At 72.1% G+C, this 21,817-nt stretch carries 18 protein-coding genes; 9 read left to right on the forward strand and 9 right to left on the reverse strand.

Annotated features, from left to right (window positions below):
- Positions 1-52 precede the first annotated feature (52 nt).
- The 5 genes from V2W30_RS30340 (at position 53) to V2W30_RS30360 (ending at position 8,319) form a co-directional block, all read left to right on the forward strand.
- On the forward strand, positions 53-1,579 hold the full coding sequence (locus V2W30_RS30340; RefSeq protein ID WP_338701485.1) for a 3' terminal RNA ribose 2'-O-methyltransferase Hen1: 1,527 nt from the start codon (positions 53-55) through the stop codon (positions 1,577-1,579).
- The gene (locus tag V2W30_RS30345; RefSeq protein WP_338701487.1) at positions 1,576-4,245 is read left to right on the forward strand and encodes a polynucleotide kinase-phosphatase; all 2,670 of its coding nucleotides are present in this window, start codon (positions 1,576-1,578) and stop codon (positions 4,243-4,245) included. Before V2W30_RS30340 ends, V2W30_RS30345 begins: the two co-directional genes overlap by 4 nt.
- Before the next feature lie 189 nt (positions 4,246-4,434).
- A complete protein-coding gene (locus tag V2W30_RS30350; protein WP_338701489.1) occupies positions 4,435-5,658 on the forward strand; it encodes an arginine deiminase in 1,224 nt (407 codons plus the stop codon).
- Between the two features lie 72 nt (positions 5,659-5,730).
- Positions 5,731-6,747, forward strand: coding sequence for an ornithine carbamoyltransferase (gene argF / locus V2W30_RS30355; RefSeq protein ID WP_338701491.1), 1,017 nt, complete (start codon positions 5,731-5,733; stop codon positions 6,745-6,747).
- A gap of 120 nt (positions 6,748-6,867) precedes the next feature.
- On the forward strand, positions 6,868-8,319 hold the full coding sequence (locus V2W30_RS30360; protein ID WP_338701494.1) for an amino acid permease: 1,452 nt from the start codon (positions 6,868-6,870) through the stop codon (positions 8,317-8,319).
- Here V2W30_RS30360 and V2W30_RS30365 read toward each other — a convergent pair.
- Positions 8,273-8,719: an ATP-binding protein gene (locus V2W30_RS30365; protein WP_338701496.1), complete on the reverse strand. Its 447-nt coding sequence runs from the start codon at positions 8,717-8,719 to the stop codon at positions 8,273-8,275. The genes V2W30_RS30360 and V2W30_RS30365 overlap by 47 nt on opposite strands.
- 285 nt (positions 8,720-9,004) lie before the next feature.
- Between V2W30_RS30365 and V2W30_RS30370 the strand changes: the two genes are divergently transcribed.
- Positions 9,005-9,835, forward strand: a complete 831-nt coding sequence (locus V2W30_RS30370) for an enoyl-CoA hydratase family protein (RefSeq protein WP_338701498.1) — start codon at positions 9,005-9,007, stop codon at positions 9,833-9,835.
- Positions 9,836-9,842: 7 nt separating this feature from the next.
- Positions 9,843-12,128 (forward strand): bifunctional salicylyl-CoA 5-hydroxylase/oxidoreductase, encoded by a 2,286-nt coding sequence (locus V2W30_RS30375; RefSeq protein WP_338701500.1) that lies wholly within the window; start codon positions 9,843-9,845, stop codon positions 12,126-12,128.
- A 123-nt stretch (positions 12,129-12,251) separates the two neighbouring features.
- Here V2W30_RS30375 and V2W30_RS30380 read toward each other — a convergent pair whose 3' ends face one another.
- From V2W30_RS30380 to V2W30_RS30415, 8 genes are all read right to left on the reverse strand, one after another.
- Complete coding sequence (locus tag V2W30_RS30380) at positions 12,252-13,460, reverse strand: sulfate adenylyltransferase subunit 1 (RefSeq protein ID WP_338701502.1); 1,209 nt, start codon at positions 13,458-13,460, stop codon at positions 12,252-12,254.
- A gap of 2 nt (positions 13,461-13,462) precedes the next feature.
- Positions 13,463-14,371 (reverse strand): sulfate adenylyltransferase subunit CysD, encoded by a 909-nt coding sequence (gene cysD, locus V2W30_RS30385; protein ID WP_338701504.1) that lies wholly within the window; start codon positions 14,369-14,371, stop codon positions 13,463-13,465.
- Positions 14,368-14,925 (reverse strand): adenylyl-sulfate kinase, encoded by a 558-nt coding sequence (gene cysC / locus V2W30_RS30390; protein WP_338701506.1) that lies wholly within the window; start codon positions 14,923-14,925, stop codon positions 14,368-14,370. Before cysC ends, cysD begins: the two co-directional genes overlap by 4 nt.
- Entirely contained in the window at positions 14,922-16,160 is a 1,239-nt protein-coding gene (locus tag V2W30_RS30395) for a glycosyltransferase family 4 protein (protein ID WP_338701507.1), read from the reverse strand. The genes cysC and V2W30_RS30395 overlap by 4 nt, the downstream gene beginning before the upstream one ends.
- The gene (locus V2W30_RS30400; RefSeq protein ID WP_338701508.1) at positions 16,157-16,585 is read right to left on the reverse strand and encodes a hypothetical protein; all 429 of its coding nucleotides are present in this window, start codon (positions 16,583-16,585) and stop codon (positions 16,157-16,159) included. Before V2W30_RS30400 ends, V2W30_RS30395 begins: the two co-directional genes overlap by 4 nt.
- The gene (locus V2W30_RS30405; protein ID WP_338701510.1) at positions 16,567-17,463 is read right to left on the reverse strand and encodes a sulfotransferase; all 897 of its coding nucleotides are present in this window, start codon (positions 17,461-17,463) and stop codon (positions 16,567-16,569) included. The genes V2W30_RS30400 and V2W30_RS30405 overlap by 19 nt, the downstream gene beginning before the upstream one ends.
- Positions 17,464-17,575: 112 nt before the next feature.
- Positions 17,576-18,403: a PaaX family transcriptional regulator gene (locus tag V2W30_RS30410; protein ID WP_338701511.1), complete on the reverse strand. Its 828-nt coding sequence runs from the start codon at positions 18,401-18,403 to the stop codon at positions 17,576-17,578.
- A 4-nt stretch (positions 18,404-18,407) separates the two neighbouring features.
- A complete protein-coding gene (locus tag V2W30_RS30415) occupies positions 18,408-20,072 on the reverse strand; it encodes an AMP-binding protein (RefSeq protein WP_338701513.1) in 1,665 nt (554 codons plus the stop codon).
- A 159-nt stretch (positions 20,073-20,231) separates the two neighbouring features.
- Between V2W30_RS30415 and V2W30_RS30420 the strand changes: the two genes are divergently transcribed.
- Positions 20,232-21,359, forward strand: coding sequence for an acyl-CoA dehydrogenase family protein (locus V2W30_RS30420; RefSeq protein WP_338701515.1), 1,128 nt, complete (start codon positions 20,232-20,234; stop codon positions 21,357-21,359).
- Positions 21,356-21,769, forward strand: coding sequence for a RidA family protein (locus V2W30_RS30425; protein WP_338701517.1), 414 nt, complete (start codon positions 21,356-21,358; stop codon positions 21,767-21,769). Before V2W30_RS30420 ends, V2W30_RS30425 begins: the two co-directional genes overlap by 4 nt.
- Positions 21,770-21,817: the final 48 nt, after the last annotated feature.

The raw sequence follows: 21,817 nt of genomic DNA on the forward strand, positions 1-21,817 counted from the left end.
GCCGGCAAAACTCGCTGGTCGCGCCCGAGTCCGTCGGGGGAGACTGGGCCGTGTGTTCCTGACGATCAGTACCACCGGCACCCCGGACCGTCCCGCGACCGACCTCGGATTCCTGCTGCACAAGCATCCCGACAGCGCGCAGGCGTTCTCCACTTCCTACGGCACCGCGCACGTCCTCTACCCCGAGGCGAGCGCGGAGCGGTGCACGGCCGCGCTGCTGCTGGAAGTCGATCCGGTGGCGTTGGTGCGGCGCGGGAAGAAGAAGGACCGTGCGGCCCCGGACGCGGCGCTCGCGCAGTATGTGAACGACCGGCCCTACGCCGCGTCGTCGCTGCTCGCCGTGGCGCTGAGCAGCGTCTTCTCCAGCGCCCTGCGCGGTGTGTGCAAGGCGCGCCCCGAGCGGGCCGAGGAGACGCTTCCCCTGCGGATCGAGGTGCCCGCGCTGCCGGCGCGGGGCGGTAGCGACCTCGTACGGAAGCTGTTCGAGCCGCTGGGGTGGCAGGTGACGGCGGACGCCGTGGCGCTGGACACGCAGTTCCCCGAGTGGGGGGACTCGCGGTACGTACGGCTCGTCCTGGAGGGGGAGTTGAGGCTCGCGCAGGCGCTGCGGCACCTGTACGTGCTGCTGCCCGTGCTCGACGACGCCAAGCACTACTGGGTCTCGGCCGACGAGGTCGACAAGCTGCTGCGGGCCGGGGAGGGCTGGCTCGCCGAGCACCCCGAGCAGAAGCTGATCACCAGCCGCTACCTGTCGCGGCGCTGGTCGCTGACCCGGCAGGCGATGGAGCGGCTCGAACTGGTACGGCTCGCCGACGCCGACGACACGGACGTCGAGGAGATCGACAACGCCGTGGACGAGACCAGCGACACCGAGGAGAAGCCGGTGCCGCTCGCCGTGCGGCGGCGCGACGCGATCCTCGCCGCGCTGCGCGAGGCCGGTGCGGCGCGGGTGCTCGATCTCGGGTGCGGACAGGGCCAGTTGGTGCAGGCACTGCTCAAGGACGCGCGGGTCACGGAGGTCGTGGGCGTCGACGTGTCCGTGCGGGCGCTCACCATCGCCGCGCGGCGCCTCAAGCTGGACCGCATGGGTGAGCGGCAGGCCTCGCGCGTGCAGCTCTTCCAGGGCTCGCTCGCGTACACCGACAAGCGGCTCAAGGGGTATGACGCGGCGGTGCTCAGCGAGGTCGTTGAGCACCTCGACCTGCCCCGGCTGCCCGCTCTCGAATACGCGGTGTTCGGCTCGGCGCGGCCCCGCACGGTCCTCGTGACCACGCCGAACGTCGAGTACAACGTCCGCTGGGAGACCCTCCCGGCGGGCCATGTCCGGCACGGTGACCACCGGTTCGAGTGGACGCGCGAGGAGTTCCGCGCGTGGGCGGAGCGGGTCGCCGCGCGGCACGGCTACGACGTGCGGTACGTGCCGGTCGGGCCCGACGACCCCGAGGTGGGCCCGCCCACACAGATGGCCGTGTTCACCCTGGCCGACACCACGACGGACCCGAAGACCGACACCACGACGGACCCGACGACCGGCGCCACGGCCGGCACCGCGACAGCGAAGGAGGCGAAGGCCGCATGACCGGTACCAGCGAGACCAGTGGGACCAGTGGAACCAGTGGGACCAGTGAGACCAGAAACATCACTGGGACCAGCGAGATCACGGGGAGCGGTCAGGCCGCCGGGCGCGGCAGCGCGCGGACGCTGGCTGTCACCGATCTCTCCCTCGTCGTGCTCGTGGGGGCGTCCGGCTCGGGCAAGTCCACGTTCGCGCGGGCCCACTTCAAGCCCACCGAGATCCTCTCCAGCGACTTCTGCCGCGGCCTCGTCGCCGATGACGAGAACGACCAGAGCGCGAGCCGCGACGCGTTCGAGGTGCTGCACTACATCGCCGGCAAGCGCCTCGCCGCCGGACGCCTCACCGTCGTCGACGCGACGAACGTCCAGCAGGAAGGACGCCGCCAGCTGATCGACCTCGCCCGCTCGTTCGACGTCCTGCCGATCGCGATCGTCCTCGACGTCCCGGAGGACGTGTGCGCCGCGCGGAACGCGGAGCGCACCGACCGGGCCGGCATGCCGCGTCGCGTCATCACCCGCCACACCCGCGAACTGCGGCGCTCCCTGCGGCACTTGGAGCGCGAGGGCTTCCGCAAGGTGCACGTGCTGCGCGGTGTGGAGGACGTGGCGGGCGCGAGCATCGTCCGCGAGAAGCGGTTCAACGACCTCACGCACCTCACGGGACCGTTCGACATCGTCGGCGACATCCATGGCTGCGCGAGCGAACTGGAGACGCTGCTCGCCGAGCTGGGCTACGTCGACGGGACGCACCCCGAGGGCCGCACCGCCGTCTTCGTCGGTGACCTCGTCGACCGCGGGCCCGACAGCCCCGGCGTGCTGCGCCGCGTGATGTCGATGGTGAAGGCGGGCACCGCGCTGTGCGTCCCCGGGAACCACGAGAACAAGCTCGGCCGCTACCTCAAGGGCAGGAACGTGCAGCACACGCACGGACTCGCCGAGACCATCGAGCAGTTGGACAAGGAGAGCGAGGAGTTCCGCGCCGAGGTGCGGCAGTTCGTCGACGGACTCGTCAGCCACTACGTCCTCGACGGCGGCAGGCTCGTCGTGTGCCACGCCGGTCTGCCCGAGCGGTACCACGGCCGGACCTCGGGCCGGGTGCGCTCGCACGCGCTGTACGGGGACACGACCGGCGAGACCGACGAGTTCGGGCTGCCCGTGCGCTACCCGTGGGCGGAGGACTACCGAGGCACGGCGGCGGTGGTCTACGGCCACACCCCGGTCCCGACCGCCACATGGCTGAACAACACCATCTGCCTCGACACCGGCGCCGTGTTCGGCGGCAAGCTCACCGCGCTGCGCTGGCCGGAGCGCGAGCTCGTCGACGTACCGGCCGAGAAGGTCTGGTACGAGCCGACGAAGCCGCTCGCGACCGAGGCCCCCGGCGGGCACGAGGGCCGGCCGCTCGACCTCGCCGACGTGTACGGGCGGCGCACCGTCGAGACCCGGCACAGCGGCCGCGTCACCGTGCGCGAGGAGAACGCGGCGGCGGCGCTCGAAGTCATGAGCCGCTTCGCCGTGGACCCGCGGCTCGTGCCGTACCTGCCGCCGACGATGGCGCCCACGGCGACGGCCGGGGCCGAGGTCAGGGAGGGAGCCGCCGACGCGCAGTTCCTGGAGCACCCGGCCGAGGCGTTCGCTCAGTACGCCGCCGACGGCGTGGCCCGCGTCGTGTGCGAGGAGAAGCACATGGGGTCGCGGGCCGTGGCGCTGGTGTGCCGTGACGCGGGCACGGCGCGCGAGCGTTTCGGGGTGGAGGACGACGCGGTCACCGGCTCGCTCTACACGCGCACCGGGCGGCCGTTCTTCGCGGACCAGGAGACGACGGAGGCCGTGCTCGCGCGGGTCAGGGACGCCGCCACGGCGGCCGGACTCTGGGCGGAGCTGGACACCGACTGGCTGCTGCTCGACGCCGAGTTGATGCCCTGGTCGCTCAAGGCGTCGGGGCTGCTGCGGTCGCAGTACGCGGCGGTGGGGGCGGCGTCCGGCGCGGCGTTCCCCGGTGTGCTCGGGGCGCTGGAGACGGCGGCCGCGCGCGGTGTCGACGTGACGGACCTGCTGGAGCGCCAGCGCGGGCGGGCCGCGGACGCCGCCGCGTTCACGGACGCGTACCGGCGCTACTGCTGGACCACGGACGGGCTCGACGGGGTGCGGCTCGCGCCGTTCCAGATCCTCGCCGCGCGCGGCCGGTCGCTCGCCGCGCTGCCGCACGACGAGCAGCTCGCGCTCATCGACCGCATGGTCGAGCACGACGCGAGCGGGCTGCTCCGGACGACACGGCGGCTGTACGTCGACACGGGTGACGCCGCGTCGGTGCGCGCGGGCGTCGACTGGTGGCTGGAGATGACCGGGCGCGGCGGCGAGGGCATGGTCGTCAAGCCGGTCGGCGCGCTGGTCAGGGACGGGAAGGGGCGGCTCGTGCAGCCCGGCATCAAGTGCCGCGGCCGCGAGTACCTCCGGATCATCTACGGGCCGGAGTACACCCGGCCGGAGAACCTGGCCCAGCTGCGGAACCGCTTCCTCGGCCACAAGCGGTCGCTGGCGATCCGCGAGTACGGGCTCGGTCTGGAGGCCCTGGACCGGCTGGCGGAGGGGGAGCCGTTGTGGCGGGTGCACGAGGCGGTGTTCGCCGTGCTGGCGCTGGAGTCGGAGCCGGTCGACCCTCGACTGTGACGGGTCCCCCGGGCTCCGGCGGGCTTTCGGCCGGGCCGGGGCGCTGTGAGGTGCGTCGGCGGGTGCGGGGTTCACGGTGGCCGGTCGCGCGGTTCCCCGCCCCCTGCTGAGGGCTTGCGGCTTCGCCGCTGGTTCTCAGCAGGTCCGGGCGGCCGCGCATACCCGCCCGCCCCGGGGAAAGATGACTCCATGGCATTTCACGTCGACTCCGAGGCCGGGCGGCTGCGCCGCGTCATTCTGCACCGGCCCGATCTGGAGCTGAAGCGGCTCACGCCCAGCAACAAGGACCAGTTGCTCTTCGACGACGTGCTGTGGGTGCGTCGGGCGCGGCAGGAGCACGACGGGTTCGCCGACGTGCTGCGCGACCGGGGCGTGACCGTGCACCTCTTCGGCGACCTGCTCACCGGGACGCTCGACGTGGACGCGGCCCGCTCCCTCGTCCTGGACCGCGTCTTCGACGAGAAGGAGTACGGGCCGCTGGCCACGGGCCCGTTGCGGGCCGCTTTCGAGACGCTGCCGTCCGAGGAGCTGGCCGCGGCGCTGATCGGCGGCATGACCAAGCGGGAGTTCCTGGACGCGCACCCGGAGCCGACCTCCGTCCGGTTCCACGCGATGGAGCTCGACGACTTCCTGCTCGGGCCGCTGCCCAACCACCTCTTCACCCGGGACACCTCGGCCTGGATCTACGACGGCGTCTCCATCAACGCGATGCGTCTGCCCGCCCGGCAGCGCGAGACCGTCCACTTCGAGGCGATCTACCGGCACCACCCGCTCTTCCGCGACGAGACCTTCCACGTCTGGTCCGAGGGCCAGGCCGACTACCCGTCGACCATCGAGGGCGGCGACGTACTGGTCATCGGGCAGGGCGCCGTGCTCATCGGGATGAGTGAGCGCACCACCCCGCAGGCCGTGGAGATGCTCGCGCACAAGCTGTTCGCGGCGGGTTCGGCCCGCACCATCGTCGCGCTCGACATGCCGAAGCGGCGGGCCTTCATGCACCTCGACACCGTGATGACCATGGTCGACGGCGATACGTTCACGCAGTACGCGGGGCTCGGCATGCTCCGCTCGTACACCATCGAACCGGGCTCGTCGCCCAGGGAGTTGAAGGTCACCGACCACCCGCCGGAGCACATGCACCGCGCGATCGCCGCCGCGCTCGGACTCAGCGAGATCCGGGTCCTGACCGCCACGCAGGACGTGCATGCGGCCGAGCGGGAGCAGTGGGACGACGGGTGCAACGTCCTGGCGGTCGAGCCCGGGGTCGTCGTCGCGTACGAGCGGAACGCCACGACCAACACCTACCTGCGCAAGCAGGGCATCGAGGTCATCGAGATCCCGGGCAGCGAGCTGGGCCGGGGCCGGGGCGGCCCCCGCTGCATGAGCTGCCCCGTCGAACGGGACCCCGTATAGAAATGTGGATGGTCGTATAGACTTCCAGTGTTGTCACTGTCCCGTCCCCCCGTCGTACCCCAGGAGCGCCCCATGGCGACCACCGCCCGCCCCGACCTCGCCGGCCGCCACTTCCTCAAGGAGGTGGACTTCACCGCCGAGGAGTTCCGAGGCCTGGTCGAGCTGGCCGCCGAGCTGAAGGCCGCCAAGAAGGCGGGGACGGAGAAGCAGCACCTCAAGGGCAAGAACATCGCGTTGATCTTCGAGAAGTCCTCGACGCGGACCCGCTGCTCCTTCGAGGTCGCGGCCGCCGACCAGGGCGCCTCGACGACGTACATCGACCCGGCCGGTTCGCACATCGGCAAGAAGGAGTCGAGCAAGGACACCGCCCGCGTCCTCGGCCGGATGTTCGACGCGATCGAGTTCCGCGGTGACGCGCAGGAGACGGTGGAGACCCTCGCCGCATTCGCGGGTGTGCCGGTCTACAACGGTCTGACGGACGACTGGCACCCCACCCAGATGCTCGCCGACGTGCTCACCATGACCGAGCACTGCGCCAAGCCGCTGACCGGGACGGCCTTCGCCTACCTCGGCGACGCCCGGTTCAACATGGGCAACTCGTACCTGGTGACCGGCGCGCTGCTCGGCATGGACGTACGGATCGTCGCGCCGAAGGCCTACTGGCCCGCCGACGAGATCGTCACCCGGGCCCGCGCGCTGGCCGCCGAGAGCGGCGCGCGCATCACGCTCACCGAGTCCGTCGAGGAGGGCGTCGCGGGAGCCGACTTCGTCGTCACCGACGTCTGGGTCTCCATGGGGGAGCCGGAGGAGGTCTGGGACGAGCGGATCAAGGCGCTCACGCCGTACGCGGTCACGATGGACGTGCTGCGCGCGACGGGCAACGCGGACGTGAAGTTCCTGCACTGCCTCCCCGCCTTCCACGACCTCGGCACCAAGGTCGGCCGGGAGATCCACGCGAAGTACGGTCTGGAGTCCCTCGAAGTGACCGACGAGGTCTTCGAGTCGGAGCACTCCGTGGTCTTCGACGAGGCCGAGAACCGGATGCACACCATCAAGGCCGTCATGGTCGCCACGCTCGGCCGGCCGTAATAAGCCACCTAAGTCACCCATAACTGTTCAAACTGGTGGGGCCGGAACACCTTCTCCGGCCCCACCGGCATGCGGCACACCCCGCCGCACACCCGCACCACAAGAAAAGAGCACCACCGCATGTCGCCCACCCCCACAGGGCTGCGCATCAAGTCCCCCGAGTCCCTCATCGCCGAGTCCGGCGCCGACCTGGAGGGGCACGGGCTCAAGCGCACCATGGGGCTCTTCCAGCTCGTGTGCTTCGGCGTCGGGGCGATCGTCGGCACCGGCATCTTCGTCGGCCTGTCCGACACGGTCGCCGAGGCCGGGCCCGCCGTCATCGTCTCCTTCGTGCTCGCCGCCGTCACCTGCATCTTCACGGCGTTCTCCTTCGCCGAGCTGGGCGGCGCCATCCCGGTCTCCGGATCCTCGTACTCCTTCGCCTACGCGACCCTCGGCGAGCGCATCGCGTTCCTGGTCGGCTGGTGCCTGCTCCTGGAGTACGGCGTCTCGGTGTCGGCCGTCGCGGTCGGCTGGAGCCAGTACCTGAACGAGCTGCTCGACAGCCTCTTCGGCCGGCAGATCCCCGCCGCGCTGTCCGCCGGGCCCGGCGACGGCGGAGTGATCAACCTGCCCGCCGTGATCGTGATATTGATGGCCGCCACCCTGCTCGTGCGCGGTATCCGCGAGAGCGCGGGGGCCACCGCCGCCATGGCCGTCCTCAAGATCGGGATCCTGATCGCGTTCTGCGCCATCGGCTTCAGTGCCTTCCAGGCGGACAACCTGACGCCGTTCATGGCCGAGGGCGTCGGCGGTATCACCTCGGGCGCCTCGCTCGCCTTCTTCTCGTACATCGGCTTCGACGCGATCACCACGGCGGGTGAGGAGGTCAAGAACCCGCGGCGGAACATCCCCGTGGCGATCATGATCTGCATCGGTGTCGTCACACTGTTGTACTGCGCCGTCGCCGTCGCGGCCATCGGCGCGCTCGGCGCCGACGAGGTCGGGAACAAGCCCGCCGCGCTCTCCCTGGTCGTCGACCAGGTCACCGGTTCGTCCGTCGGCGGCGGCATCATCGCGTTCGGCGCGGTCGTCGCCATCGCGTCCGTCGTGCTCGCCGTGATGTACGGGCAGACGCGGATCCTGATGTCGATGTCCCGGGACGGACTGATCCCGCGGACCTTCGAGCGGGTCTCCCCGAGGACGGCGACGCCCGTGGCCAACACCTGGATCGTCGCCACCGTCTTCGCGATCCCCGCGGCCTTCGCCTCGCTGGACGTCGTGGTCAACCTGACCACCATCGGGACGCTCGCGATCATGGCCGTCGTCAACGTCGCGGTCGTCGCGCTGCGCCGCTCGCACCCGGAGCTGAGGCGCTCGTTCCGGGTTCCGCTGTACCCGCTGAGCCCGGTGCTGGGCATCGCGATGTGCCTCTACCTGATCTGGGGCACGGGCTGGACGACGTGGGTGCAGTTCGTGGTGTTCGTCGCCGTGGGCGCGCTCGTGTACGCCTTCTACGGGCGCCGGAACTCGCGGCTCGGCGCGGTCACGCCTCCGACGGCGGGCGCTGCGCCGGTACCGCGGGAAGGGTGAACCAGACCGCCTTGCCGGAATCGGTGGGGCGGTGCCCGCACGAGGAGGACAGCGTGCGGATGAGGAGCAGGCCGCGGCCGTGTTCCTGCCAGGGATCGGGCGCCTCGGCGTCGTCCGGATTGGTGAGGTCCGCGGGCGGCGCCGGGTCCGCGTCGTGCACCTCGACCTGACAGCCGGACTCCAGGAGCTCCACGACCAGCTCGATCGGCGCGTCACCCGTCGTGTGCTCCACCGCGTTCGCCACCAGCTCCGCCGTGAGCAGCTCGGCGGTGTCCGTGTCGGCCGCCGGCGACTCGATCTCGGTCAGCGCGGTCCGCACCAGAGCGCGCGCGACCGGTACGGCGGCCGACGTGTGCGGCAGGGCGATACGCCACGAGGTGGGCGTCGATGGAGGGGGCAAGGCGGGGTCCTCGGAGGCGGCTCGGGGACGGGCTGGCTGGAGGGACGTCGCCGGTGACACGGGGTGACCGTCCTGCTTTCAACCTTATGAATGGTACGACGGGTGCGATAGGGGCTCCCGGCGGGCTCTCTCGGGACGTCCGTCCCTTTCTGGCCCTTTCCGGCTCTCGTGCGACGCTTTATCGCGCACTCGTGACGGCGGTCACGATGCGGTGATACCGTCGATGTGCCGTCCTCGGCTCGCTCCGCCCCGCCCGCCGCACCGCCGTCCGTCGGAGGCACCCGTATGAGTCCCTTCACCGGCTCCGCCCCCCGCACCGAGACCTGGCGCCACCTGACGTACACCGTGGACGCGCACGGCGTCGCGACCGTCACGCTCGCCCGGCCCGAGAAGCTCAACGCCCTCACGTTCGGCGCCTACGCCGATCTGCGCGACCTGCTCGCCGAGCTGGCCCGCGAGAAGTCCGTCCGCGCCCTCGTCCTCACCGGGCAGGGGCGCGGCTTCTGCTCCGGGGGCGACGTGGACGAGATCATCGGCGCCACCCTCGCCATGGACACCGCGCAGCTGCTCGACTTCAACCGGATGACGGGGCAGGTCGTACGGGCCGTGCGCGAGGCCCCGTTCCCGGTGATCGCCGCCGTGCACGGGGTCGCCGCGGGCGCGGGCGCCGTGCTCGCCCTCGCCGCCGACTTCCGGGTCGCGGACCCGAGCGCCCGGTTCGCGTTCCTGTTCACCAAGGTGGGCCTGTCCGGCGGGGACATGGGCGCCGCCTACCTCCTGCCGCGCGTCGTCGGCCTCGGCCACGCCACCCGGCTCCTCATGCTGGGCGACCCCGTCCGCGCCCCGGAGGCCGAGCGGATCGGCCTGCTCAGCGAGGTGACCGAGGAGGGCCGCGCCGACGAGGCCGCCCTCGCCCTGGCCCACCGCCTCGCCGAGGGCCCGGCCCTCGCGTACGCGCAGACCAAGGCGCTGCTCACCGCCGAGCTCGACATGCCGCTCGCCGCGGCCGTCGAGATGGACGCCGCGACCCAGGCGCTGCTTATGAACGGCGAGGACTACGCCGAGTTCCACGCGGCCTTCACCGAGAAGCGCCCGCCCAAGTGGCAGGGGAGGTGACGCCGTAGTGCGTCCCCAGAAGATCGCCGTCGTCGGCGGTGGCCCCGGCGGCCTGTACGCGGCCGCGCTCCTCAAACGCCTCGACCCGGACCGCGAGATCACCGTCTGGGAGCGCAACGCGCCGCACGACACGTTCGGCTTCGGCGTCGTCCTGTCCGACGAGACCCTCGGGGGCATCGAGCACGCCGACCCGGTCGTCTACGCTGCGCTGCGCGACGAGTTCGTGCGCTGGGACGACATCGACATCGTGCACCGCGGCGTCCGGCACACCTCGGGCGGCCACGGCTTCGCGGCACTCGGCCGTCGCCGTCTCCTGGAGATACTGCAGGGCCGCTGCCGCCAGCTCGGCGTCGAGCTGCGCTTCCGCACGGAGGCACCGCCCGCGGCCGAGCTCTCCGCGGCGCACGACCTGGTGATCGCCGCCGACGGAGTGCGCAGCCGTACGCGCGAGACGTACGCCGACGCGTTCCGCCCGCACATCGAGGAGCACCGCAACCGCTACATCTGGCTCGCCGCCGACTTCGCCTTCGACGCGTTCCGCTTCGAGATCGCCGAGACCGAGCACGGCGTGATGCAGCTGCACGGCTACCCGTTCAGCGACCACGAGTCGACCGTGATCGTCGAGATGCGCGAGGAGGTGTGGCGGGCGGCCGGCTTCGACGACATGGACGTACGGGAATCGGTGGAGCGCAGCGCGAAGATCTTCACGGACGCGCTCGGCGGGCGGGGCCTGAAGTCCAACAACTCGTCCTGGCTGACCTTCCGCACGGTCGTCAACGACCGCTGGTCGCACGGCAATCGCGTCCTCATCGGCGACGCCGCGCACACCGCTCACTTCTCCATCGGCTCCGGCACCAAGCTCGCCGTCGAGGATGCCCTCGCGCTCGCCGCCTGCCTGCACGAACACCCCACCACCGGTGCGGCGTTGAAGGCGTACGAGGCCGAACGCCGCCCCGTCGTCGCCTCCACGCAGCGCGCGGCGCGGGCCAGCCTGGAGTGGTTCGAGGAGCTGGGCCGCTACCTGGACCAGCCGCCGCGCCAGTTCGCCTTCAACCTGCTCACCCGCTCGCGCCGCGTCACGCACGACAACCTGCGGCTGCGCGACGCACGCTTCACGGAGTCGGTGGAGAGGGAGTTCGGCTGCCCGGAGGGTACGCCGCCGATGTTCACCCCGTTCGCGCTGCGCGGGCTGCGGCTGCGGAACCGGGTCGTCGTCTCGCCGATGGACATGTACTCGGCGGTCGACGGGGTGCCCGGGGACTTCCACCTCGTGCATCTGGGGGCGCGGGCGCTCGGCGGGGCGGGCCTGGTGATGACGGAGATGGTGTGCGTGAGCCCGCGGGGCCGCATCACCCCCGGCTGCGCCGGGCTCTACACCCCCGAACAGGCCGCCGCCTGGCGCCGGATCGTGGAGTTCGTGCACACCCGGGCGCCCGGCACGGCGATCGGGGTGCAGCTCGGGCACTCCGGCCGCAAGGGATCGACGCGGCTCATGTGGGAGGGCATCGACGAACCATTGCCCGACCCGGACGACAACTGGCCGCTCGTGGCGGCCTCTCCGATCCCGTACAAGCCAGGTGTCAGCCAGACCCCGAGCGAGCTGACCGCCGCCCAACTGGAGGAGATCCGGGAGGAGTTCGTGTCGGCGGCGTGGCGCGCGGCGCGGGCCGGCTTCGACCTCCTGGAACTGCACTGCGCGCACGGCTATCTGCTGTCCGGTTTCCTGTCGCCGCTGACCAACCGGCGCACGGACGCGTACGGAGGTTCCCTGGAGGGCCGCCTGAAGTTCCCGCTGGAGGTCTTCGACGCGGTGCGCGGGGTGTGGCCCGACGACCGGCCGATGACCGTGCGGATCTCGGCGACGGACTGGGCGCAGGGCGGTACCGGCGCCGAGGACGCCGTGGCGTTCGCGCGGGCCTTCGCCGCGCACGGCGCCGACGCGATCGACGTGTCCACGGGGCAGGTCGTCGCGGAGGAGCGGCCCGCGTACGGGCGCTCGTACCAGGTGCCGTACGCGGACCGGATCAGGGGCGAGGCCGGGATCCCGGTGATCTCGGTCGGGGCGATCTCGTCGTGGGACGACGTCAACTCGCTGGTCCTGGCCGGACGTACGGACCTGTGCGCGCTGGCCCGGCCGCACCTGTACGACCCGAACTGGACGCTGCACGCCGCCGCGGAGCAGGGCTACACGGGGCCGGGTGTCGTCTGGCCCGAGCCGTACCGCGCGGGGAGCCGCCGCCCGCAGACAGGACGCTCGGACGACCCCCGGCCACGCCTTGTCCTGCCGGGGTGAGGGTTTCGTCGCGGGTGGCGGGTCCGCGAGCTCGCTGGGGGAAAGCGCGGCGAAGCCGCAAGCTTTCAGGGGCGCGGGGAACCACGCGACCAGCCCCCACCGAACCCGCACCCGCCGACAGATCTACCCGGGCAGCACCACCATCCCCGCGGTCAACGTCGTCCCCTCCACCGGGTCCACGACCAAGAACGCCCCGGTCCGCCGAATCGCCGCGTAATCGTCGACGACAACCGGCTCCGCCGTGCGCAGCACAACCCGCCCGAGGTCGTTCACGCCCAAGGTGTCCGCCCCGTCCAGCGACCTGACGACGGCCCTCACCGTCCGCGTGGTGTGCCGCACCAGAACACGCTGCCCCACCACCAACGGCTGATCCGCCAGATGGCACACCGCCGCCGTCACGTCCCGCGTCACGACCGGCGCCCGGTCGTCCGCCGGAGCGATCAAGTCGCCCCGCGCCACGTCCAGTTCATCGGCGAGCCGCACCGTGAACGAGGCCCCCGCGTGGGCCTCGACCGCCTCCGTGCCGAGCACGTCCAGGCCCACGATCGTCGTCGTACGGCCCGACGGGTGCACGGTCACGGCATCGCCGACGCGCAGCGTGCCGGACACCAACTGCCCGGCGTAGTAACGGGATTCACCGTGCCGGATGACGTACTGGACGGGGAAGCGGGCGGGCGTCCCGGACGGCTCGGCGGACACCGGCACCGTCTCCAGGTGCTCCAGGACGGTCGGGCCGCCGTACCAGTCCATGTTGGCGGACGGCTCCACGACGTTGTCACCGGCGAGCGCGGAGATCGGGATCGCGGTGACCGCCGATACGCCCAACTCCCGCGCGTACGCGGCGAACTCCTCGGTGATCGCGGCGAACACGGACTCCTCGTAGCCGACCAGGTCCATCTTGTTCACGGCGAGCACGACGTGCGGCACGCGCAGCAGGGCGGCGATCGCCGCGTGCCGGCGGGTCTGCTCGACGACGCCGTCGCGCGCGTCCACCAGGATGACGGTGAGCTCGGCCGTGGACGCGCCGGTGACCATGTTCCGGGTGTACTGCACGTGCCCCGGGGTGTCCGCGAGGATGAAGCGGCGGCGCGGGGTCGCGAAGTAGCGGTAGGCCACGTCGATGGTGATGCCCTGCTCGCGCTCGGCGCGCAGCCCGTCCGTGAGCAGCGCCAGGTCCGGCGTGCCCGTGCGGGAGATCGACTCCAGCTGGTCGGCGAGGACCGACTTGGAGTCGTGCAGCAGACGGCCCACCAGCGTGGACTTGCCGTCGTCGACGGAACCGGCCGTGGCCAGGCGCAGCGTGCCGACCTCGGCCGCGGTGGATGTGCTCATGTCTAGAAGTACCCTTCGCGCTTGCGGTCTTCCATCGCGGCCTCGGACATCTTGTCGTCGGCGCGCGTGGCACCGCGCTCGGTGAGCCGGGACGCCGCGATCTCCGCGATGACCTGCTCCAGCGTCTCGGCGTCGGAGTCGACGGCGCCCGTGCAGGACATGTCGCCGACCGTGCGGTAGCGCACCTGCCGCTTCTGTGGGATCTCGCCCTCCTCGGGGCCGCCCCACGCCCCGGCGGTCAGCCACATGCCGCCCCGGTCGAACACCTCGCGCCGGTGGGCGAAGTAGATCTCCGGCAGCTCGATCCGCTCGCGGGCGATGTACTGCCACACGTCGAGCTCGGTCCAGTTGGAGAGCGGGAAGACGCGGACGTGTTCGCCGGGCGCGTGGCGGCCGTTGTAGAGCTGCCACAGCTCGGGGCGCTGGCGGCGCGGGTCCCACTGCGAGAACTCGTCCCGCAGGGAGAACACCCGCTCCTTGGCGCGTGCCTTCTCCTCGTCGCGGCGCCCGCCGCCGAAGACGGCGTCGAACTTCTCCGCCTGGATCTTCTCCGTCAGCGGCACCGTCTGGAGCGGGTTGCGCGTCCCGTCGGGGCGCTCCTTGAGCACACCGCGGTCGATGTAGTCCTGCACGTGCGCGACGTGCAGCCGCAGCCCGTGCTCGGCGACGACGCGGTCGCGGTACGCGAGGACCTCCGGGAAGTTGTGCCCGGTGTCGACGTGCAGCAGCGGGAACGGCACCGGCGCGGGCGCGAACGCCTTGAGCGCCAGGTGCAGCATGACGATCGAGTCCTTGCCGCCGGAGAAGAGGATCACCGGCCGCTCGAACTCGCCCGCCACCTCACGGAAGATGTGCACCGCCTCGGACTCCAGAGCGTCCAGGTGGCTCAGCGCGTACGGTGAGTCGCTCACACCAGCCCCCTCGCCGCGAGGACCGCGTGCACCGAGGCCACCGACTCCACCGGCGTCCGGTGCCGCGTCTCCAGGACCAGATCCGGGTCGACCGGCGGCTCGTACGGGTCGTCGACGCCGGTCAGTCCCTTGAGCTGCCCCGCGGCCTGACGCGCGTACAGGCCCTTGACGTCGCGCTCGCGGCACACCTCGACCGGAGTGGCGACATGCACCTCGAGGTACGGGGTGTCGCTCGTCGCGTGCCGCTTGCGCACGGCCTCGCGGCTGTCGGCGTAGGGCGCGATGACGGGTACGACGGCGAGGATGCCATTGCGGGCGAGGATCTCGGCGACCAGGCCGATGCGCTGCACGTTCGTGTTGCGGTCCTCGCGGCTGAAGCCGAGGCCCGCCGACAGGAAGCGGCGGATCTCGTCGCCGTCGAGCACCTCGACCCGGTGCCCCTCGGAACGCAGCCGTCCGGCGAGGGCGCGCGCCACCGTGGTCTTGCCGGAACTGGGCAGCCCCGTCAGCCAGATCGTGGCTCCCTGCGGGCGGGTCGTCGTGGCCGTAGTCATACGTGCTGTCCTTTCGCGGCGCCGGGCGCGGGCCGCAGGCCATCGGGGGTGGTCAGTTCGGTGAAGAGGGCTTCCCAGCGCGGGTGCACCGCGTCGGGCCCGTAGGCGGCGGCCGTCAGGAGCGCCGCCGTGCCCATCTCCGTACGCAGGTCGTGGTCGCCCATGAGGCGGCCGAGCGCGTCGGCGAGGGCGTCCGGGTCCTGCTCCGGCACGAGCAGACCGTCCACGCCGTGCGTGAGCACGTCGGAGGGGCCCGTCGGGCAGTCGAAGGAGACCACCGGGAGGGCGTGGGCCATCGCCTCGATCATCACCATGGGCAGGCCCTCGAACCGTGAACTCAGCACGTACACAGAGGACTTGGCGAGTTCGTCGTCGAGGCGGTCGGTGTGGCCCATCAGGAAGACGTGGTTGTAGAGGTGGTGCTCCTCGATGAGGGCGCGCAGCTGCGCCTTCTTCTCGCCGCTGCCGTAGATCCTCAACTGCCAGTCGGGGTAGGCCTCGACGAGCTTCGCCCACGCGGTGATCAGCAGGTCGAAGCCCTTCTGCGGGAACAGCCGGCCGGCCGCGACCACGATCTTCGCCTCGTGGTTCGAGGGGACCTGGTCGAGCGAGTGCACGGCGTTCGGGATGCGCACGACGCGCGTGCCGGGCAGCAGCCGCGCGTACTCCGTGCGATCACGCTCCGTCAGAACGGCGACCGCCGCGAAGCGTTCGTAGGTCTCGACGATCCGCCGCTGCACGTCCGGCCGGTGCGTGCCGTGGTTCATGTGCTCCTGCGCGACCCGCACGACGCCGTTCGTGGCGTGGGCGGCGGACAGGAAGTTCAGGGCGGGCCGCGTCGTGACGAGCACGCCGTCGGTGAGCGAGCGCAGGTAGTCGGCGAGGGCGAGTTCGAGGCGCCGGTCGAAGTACCGGTAGCCGAACTCGCCGCGGGGTATCTCGCGCGCCGGCCGGTCGATCAGCCGCTCGCGCCTGCGGGCGCGCCACCGGCCGGCGAGGCCGCGCGCGGGCTCCGGCGGCGCCTCGGCGCTCTCGCGCAGATCGACGAGCGTGCGGACGCGGACGCGCGTGTCCAGCGGGAACTGGAGCTCGTCACGGCGGCGCACCGCGCTGACGATCTCCACGTCCCAGCCCGCCGCCGTGAGGGAGTTGGCCTGGTTGAAGACGGTGCGGATGGTGCCGCCGCGTCCGTACGCGTGCAGGAGGAGGTATCTCACCTTCACGGGAGTCGTCATGAGCGACACTCCAGCGACAGGTTGTCCTCGACCGTGAAGTACGGCCGTACGGCGAAGTCCGCGCCGGGGACGGGCTGTTCGGGGTACACCATCACGGCCTTCTTGCCGCGGATGTCGTCGAGCTTGCGGCCGACGCGCAGCGTGTGGGACCCGTCCGTCAGGTGCAGGTCCCACTGCTCGGTGCCGGTGAAGCCGTCGTACGCGGCGAGGTCGGACACCTTCCACGTACAGGTGAAGTCCGCGCCCTCCCGCTCGGCGTCGTAGCGCAGGACGTGCTCGGTGCGTGAGCGGCGGGTCAGCAGCAGCCGCCAGCGGGCCCCCGCACCGTCGGTCAGCCCGTGCAGGCGGCCGACGACCCGGATCCGCCCGTCGCGCGGCCACACCTGCTCCACCTCGGCCCGGGGCTTCACTTGAGGTACCCCCACGCCTGGCTCATGGGCCGCAGGATCTCGGGGATCTCGTCGTCCTGCGGCAGCGGGCGGCCCTGCTGCACGCTGCCCGTGCGGATCTTGTCGCGCCAGTCGCCGAGGCCCTTCTGGATCTGCGTGTCGTCCTTCTTGCCGTACTCCAGCATCGACGGCTCGAAGTCCACGCCGAGGAAGGTGCACAGCGCGCGCAGCTTCGCCTCGGGGTCCTTGGTGAGGTCCTCGTAGCGCACGGTGTGCCCGCCGGTGAGGCCCTTGCGGGCGTGGTCGACGGCCTTCATGTAGCGCAGCGCGTCGGCGCACGCCTCCTCGTACGTCCGCTTCTCCGGGTCGCCCTCGTGCCACGACCGGGCGATGGAGGCGGGGTGACGCAGCAGGAACACGAAGCGGGCGTCGGGCCAGCAGTCGCGTATCCGCCGGTGGACGAAGGCGTTGCTCGGCGTCTTCTCGACGATGAAGTCCTTGCCGGAACGGGTGAGTTCACGGTGCAGGACGCGGTCCCACAGCAGATGCTCCAGATCGCCGCGGCCCAGGTCGAGGGCGTCCATGGCCCGCTCCGACAGCTTGCTGCCGTAGCCCACCTCCAGGCGGCGGATGTGCAGTTCGTGCGGGGCGTGCAGCCGCGGGTGCGCGTCGAGCAGCATGCGCAGCAGGGTCGAGCCGGAGCGCACCGGAGACATGATGAAGACCGGCCGTCGCAGCAGCCGATCGGTCGCCAGGTCGCCGGTCGTTCGATACGTCACGGCCGCCGCCGCGCGCTTCGCGGGCTGCGGGGCCCTGGCGGCCGGGGGCGTCACCTTCGGTGCGCTCCCGGCCCGGCGGACCTCGAGACCCGTGGCCGCGGACAGGGCCCGGTTCAGATTGCGCTTCAGACTCATACGTCACGACGCTAAGCGCGCATTCTGAGAAGAGGGCCGGAGAGACCTGAGGGTTCCCTTAGCACCCTCTCATGTGGCGGGGATCACTTCCGATGTGTCGTTGATGCGGTCTTCACGAAGCGGCCTGCACGAAGCGGGCCCCGGCGGTCCGCAGCCGCTCGTCGAGCGCCCGGAACACCTCCGCGGAGCGGATCCCCGGCCAGCCCTCGGGCAGCAGCCGGGCGGGCAGCCCCGGGTCCGCGTACGGGAGATGCCGCCACGAGTCGAGCGCCGGCAGGTAGTCGCGGTACGCCTCCCGCGGCGGCGTGTCGACGCGGCCCTGCCAGGCGCGCAGCACGGGTTCGTGCTCGTCGAGGAACGCCTCGTGCAGTTTGGCCAGGGCGGACAGGTCCCACCAGCGGGCCACCGCGTCGGCCGTCGCCGTGAAGCCCAGGTGCTCGCCGCGGAACAGGTCGACGTATCCGGAGCAGCCGATCCGCTCCAGCGTGTGCCGGGTCTCCTCGTACAGGCCGGCCGGCGCCAGCCACACGCCCGGCGCGGCCGTGCCGAAACCGAGGCCGGTGAGCGTAGAGCGCAGGACGTGGCGCCGGGCCCGCTCGGACTCGGGGACGGAGAACACGGCGAGCACCCAGCCGCCCGCCGCGTCCCGGCTGCCGTAGATCCGGCGGTCGCCGTCGTCCAGGAGCTGGCGGGCGTCGTCGGACAGCGCGTATCCGGCGGCGCCCTCGGCCGTCCGCGCCGGCAGCAGCAGGCCGCGGCGCTTGAGCCGGGAGACGGCCGAGCGCACCGCGGGCGCGTCGACCCCGGCCGCGCCGAGCAGCCGGATCAGCTCGGCGACCGGGACGGGACCGGGGAAGTCGCGTCCGTAGGCGCCGTACAGGGTGACGATGAGGGAGCGCGGGGTGTGGGTGCTGCTGCTGTGAAAGGGCTGCTCGGACACCTGATCACTCTACGGTCCGGCCCGGCTCGCGCAGCCGGAACCGCTGGAGCTTCCCCGTCGCCGTGCGCGGCAGCGCGTCCAGGAACTCGATCACGCGTGGGCACTTGTACGGCACGAGTTCCGCCTTCACGAACTCCCGCAGCGCGTCCGCCGTCCCGGTGTCGCGCCGGGCGCCGGGACGCAGCACGACGTACGCGACCGCGATCTGCCCGCGCTCCTCGTCGGGCCGCCCGACGACCGCCGCCTCCGTCACGTCGGGGTGGCGCAGCAGCGCGTCCTCGACCTCCGGGCCCGCGATGTTGTACCCGGCGGAAATGATCATGTCGTCGGCGCGGGCCACGTACCGGAAGTAGCCGTCGGGCTCGCGGACATAGGTGTCCCCGGTGATGTTCCAGCCGTGCCGTACGTAGTCGGTCTGCCGCTCGTCGGCGAGGTAGCGGCAGCCGACCGGACCGCGCACGGCGAGCAACCCCGGCTCCCCGTCCGGGAGTTCGGTGCCGTCCGCGTCCACGATCCGCGCCTGCCAGCCGGGCACGGGCAGGCCCGTCGTGCCCGGCCGGATCGCGTCGTCGGCGGCGGAGATGAAGATGTGCAGCAGTTCGGTGGCGCCGATGCCGTTGATGACGCGCAGCCCCGTCGCCTCCTGCCAGGCGTGCCAGGTCGCCGCGGGCAGGTTCTCGCCCGCGGAGACGCAGCGGCGCAGCGAGGACAGATCGCGGGGTCCGGTCTCCGCCAGCATCGCCCGGTACGCCGTCGGCGCGGTGAACAGGACCGACACCCGGTGCTCGGCGATCGCGGGCAACAGCTGCCGCGGGCCCGCCTGTTCGAGCAGCAGCGCCGACGCCCCGGCGCGCAGCGGGAACACGACGAGCCCGCCGAGCCCGAAGGTGAAGCCGAGCGGCGGACTGCCCGCGAACACGTCGTCGGGGGTGGGCTTGAGGACGTGCCGGGAGAACGTGTCGGCGATGGCGAGCACGTCCCGGTGGAAGTGCATGCACCCCTTGGGCCGCCCGGTGGTCCCCGAGGTGAAGGCGATCAGCGCGACGTCGTCGGCCGCGGTCGCCACGGCCTCGTACGACGACGGCTTCGCGGCGGCCCGGTGCAGTAGGTCGTCGGGGCCGTCACCGCCGAACGTGGTGATCCGCAGCCCCGGCGCCTCGGCCTTCGCCAGATCGTCGACCGACCGTACGTCGCACAGCGCGTGGCCCACCTCGGCGATCTCGCACATCGTGGCCAGCTCGCCCGGCCGCGCCTGCGCGAGCACGGTCACGGCGACGCCGCCCGCCTTCATCACGGCCAGCCAACAGGCCGCCAGATGGCGGGTGGTGGGGCCGCGCAGCAGTACGCGGTTGCCGGGCACGACACCCAGATCGTCCGTCAGGACGTGTGCGATCCGGTCGACGGTGACCTGCAACTCCCCGTACGACCACGGGGGTTGTCCGGGGGAGTGGAACGCGGGCCGGTCCGCGCCGAACCGCTCCACGGTCGCGTCGAGGAGCTCGGCGCCGCAGTTGAGCGGCCCGGAGCGACGCAGCTCGGGCGGGTCGAGGACGAGGCCGGGCCAGAGCGCGGCGGGAGGCAGGTGGTCGCGGGCGAAGGTGTCGCGGTGGCCCGAGGGTGACAGGCCGGGATGCGGGCTGGTCGTCGGCGGTGTGGATGGGGAGGTCATGGCCGGGCGCCCCCTTGTAGTGGGCCGCTGGCCGCCGCGGTGTCGGGCGGCCGCGCATCGAGCGTATCGTGATGGTGACGACAGTCAATGGAGCGCGATACGGTTCCGTGAGGGCCGGAGGCGAAGCGGCGCCGCCCGCCCGGAGAGGAGCACCGGCGTATGGGCACGTTCTCGCTCGAACCGGAACAGCTCGCCTGGTGTGCGGAGCTGCGCGATCATGCCGCGCGGCGCCTCGCACCCCTCGCGGAGAAGGGCGAACCGGGCCGCGTCAATCGCCCGCTCGTCGCCGAACTCGGCCAACTCGGCCTTCTGGAGCGCCTGTTCACCTCCGGCGCGCTCGACCTCTGCCTGATGCGCGAGTCGCTGGCCCGCGTCTGCACCGAGGCGGAGACCGCACTCGCCCTGCAAGGGCTCGGCGCCCACCCCGTGCACGCGTACGGCACGCCCGCGCAGCGGGAGCGCTGGCTGCCGGGGGTCCGCGCGGGCGAGACCGTCGCCGCCTTCGCGCTGAGCGAGCCCGGCGCGGGCTCCGACGCCGCGGCGCTGGCCCTGCGGGCCGCCCGTGACGGCGACGGCTGGCGGCTGACCGGCGAGAAGTGCTGGATCTCGAACGCCCCCGAGGCGGACTTCTACACGGTCTTCGCCCGCACCACCCCCGAGGCCGGCGCCCGTGGCGTCACCGCCTTCCTCGTCCCCGCCGACCGCCCCGGCCTGACCGGCACCCCGCTCGACCTGATCGCTCCGCACGCCGTCGGCGCCCTGGACTTCGGCGGGGTGCCCGTCACCGCGGACGACGTCCTCGGCGAGGTGGACCGCGGCTTCCGTGTCGCGATGACGACCCTGAACCTGTTCCGCCCCAGCGTCGGTGCCTTCGCCGTGGGCATGGCGCAGGCCGCGCTCGACGCGACGCTGGCGCACACCGCCCAACGGGACGCGTTCGGCGGCAAGTTGAAGGACCTCCAGGCCGTCGCCCACCAGGTCGCCGACATGGAGGTGCGCACGGAGAGCGCCCGCCTCGCGGTGTACGCCGCCGCGAGCGCGTACGACGCCGGCGCCCCCGACGTCGTACGCCGCGCCGCCCTCGCGAAACTCCTGGCCACAGAGGCGGCGCAGCACGTCGTCGACACCGCGGTCCAACTGCACGGCGCCCGCGCCCTGCAACGCGGGCACCTCCTCGAACACCTCTACCGGGAGGTCCGGGCCCCGCGCATCTACGAGGGCGCCAGCGAGGTCCAACGCGCCATCATCGCCGCGGAGTTGTACCGGGAGCAGGGGGTCGAAGCGTGACGGACACCAACGGCCACCTGCGCCGCGTCAACCCGCCCCACCTCTCCCCGCCGACCGGCTTCTCGCACGCCGTCACCGCGACCGGCGGCCGCCTGGTCTTCCTCGCGGGCCAGACCGCCCTCGACGCGGACGGCAAGGTCGTCGGCAGTACGGTTCCCGAGCAGTTCAGGCGCGCCCTGTCGAACCTCCTCGCCGCACTGCACGCGGCGGGCGGCACCGCCGCCGACCTCGCCCGCGTCACGGTCTACGTCACGGACGTCGCCGCGTACCGGGAGCACGCGCCCGAACTGGGGCGCATATGGAAGGAGTTGGCAGGCCGCGACTATCCGGCGATGGCCGTCGTCGGCATCGTCCGGCTCTGGGACGAGCAGGCACTGATCGAACTGGACGGCTTCGCCGTCCTGCCGTGACACCGCGCACACACCGGCCACGCCGCGCCCCGGACACACCGCAGTACG

Origin of the sequence: Streptomyces sp. Q6 (assembly GCF_036967205.1) — a bacterium.
Taxonomy (GTDB): Bacteria; Actinomycetota; Actinomycetes; order Streptomycetales; family Streptomycetaceae; genus Streptomyces; species Streptomyces citrinus.

Coding starts and splice junctions, on each gene's coding strand:
- V2W30_RS30395 (WP_338701507.1), bottom strand. CDS start 16,160: ATGACGACTCCCGTGAAGGTGAGATACCTCCTCCTGCACGCGTACGGA.
- V2W30_RS30360 (WP_338701494.1), top strand. CDS start 6,868: ATGTCGCCCACCCCCACAGGGCTGCGCATCAAGTCCCCCGAGTCCCTC.
- V2W30_RS30350 (WP_338701489.1), top strand. CDS start 4,435: ATGGCATTTCACGTCGACTCCGAGGCCGGGCGGCTGCGCCGCGTCATT.
- V2W30_RS30345 (WP_338701487.1), top strand. CDS start 1,576: ATGACCGGTACCAGCGAGACCAGTGGGACCAGTGGAACCAGTGGGACC.
- V2W30_RS30415 (WP_338701513.1), bottom strand. CDS start 20,072: ATGACCTCCCCATCCACACCGCCGACGACCAGCCCGCATCCCGGCCTG.
- V2W30_RS30370 (WP_338701498.1), top strand. CDS start 9,005: ATGAGTCCCTTCACCGGCTCCGCCCCCCGCACCGAGACCTGGCGCCAC.
- cysC (WP_338701506.1), bottom strand. CDS start 14,925: ATGACTACGGCCACGACGACCCGCCCGCAGGGAGCCACGATCTGGCTG.
- V2W30_RS30420 (WP_338701515.1), top strand. CDS start 20,232: ATGGGCACGTTCTCGCTCGAACCGGAACAGCTCGCCTGGTGTGCGGAG.
- argF (WP_338701491.1), top strand. CDS start 5,731: ATGGCGACCACCGCCCGCCCCGACCTCGCCGGCCGCCACTTCCTCAAG.
- V2W30_RS30380 (WP_338701502.1), bottom strand. CDS start 13,460: ATGAGCACATCCACCGCGGCCGAGGTCGGCACGCTGCGCCTGGCCACG.
- V2W30_RS30405 (WP_338701510.1), bottom strand. CDS start 17,463: ATGAGTCTGAAGCGCAATCTGAACCGGGCCCTGTCCGCGGCCACGGGT.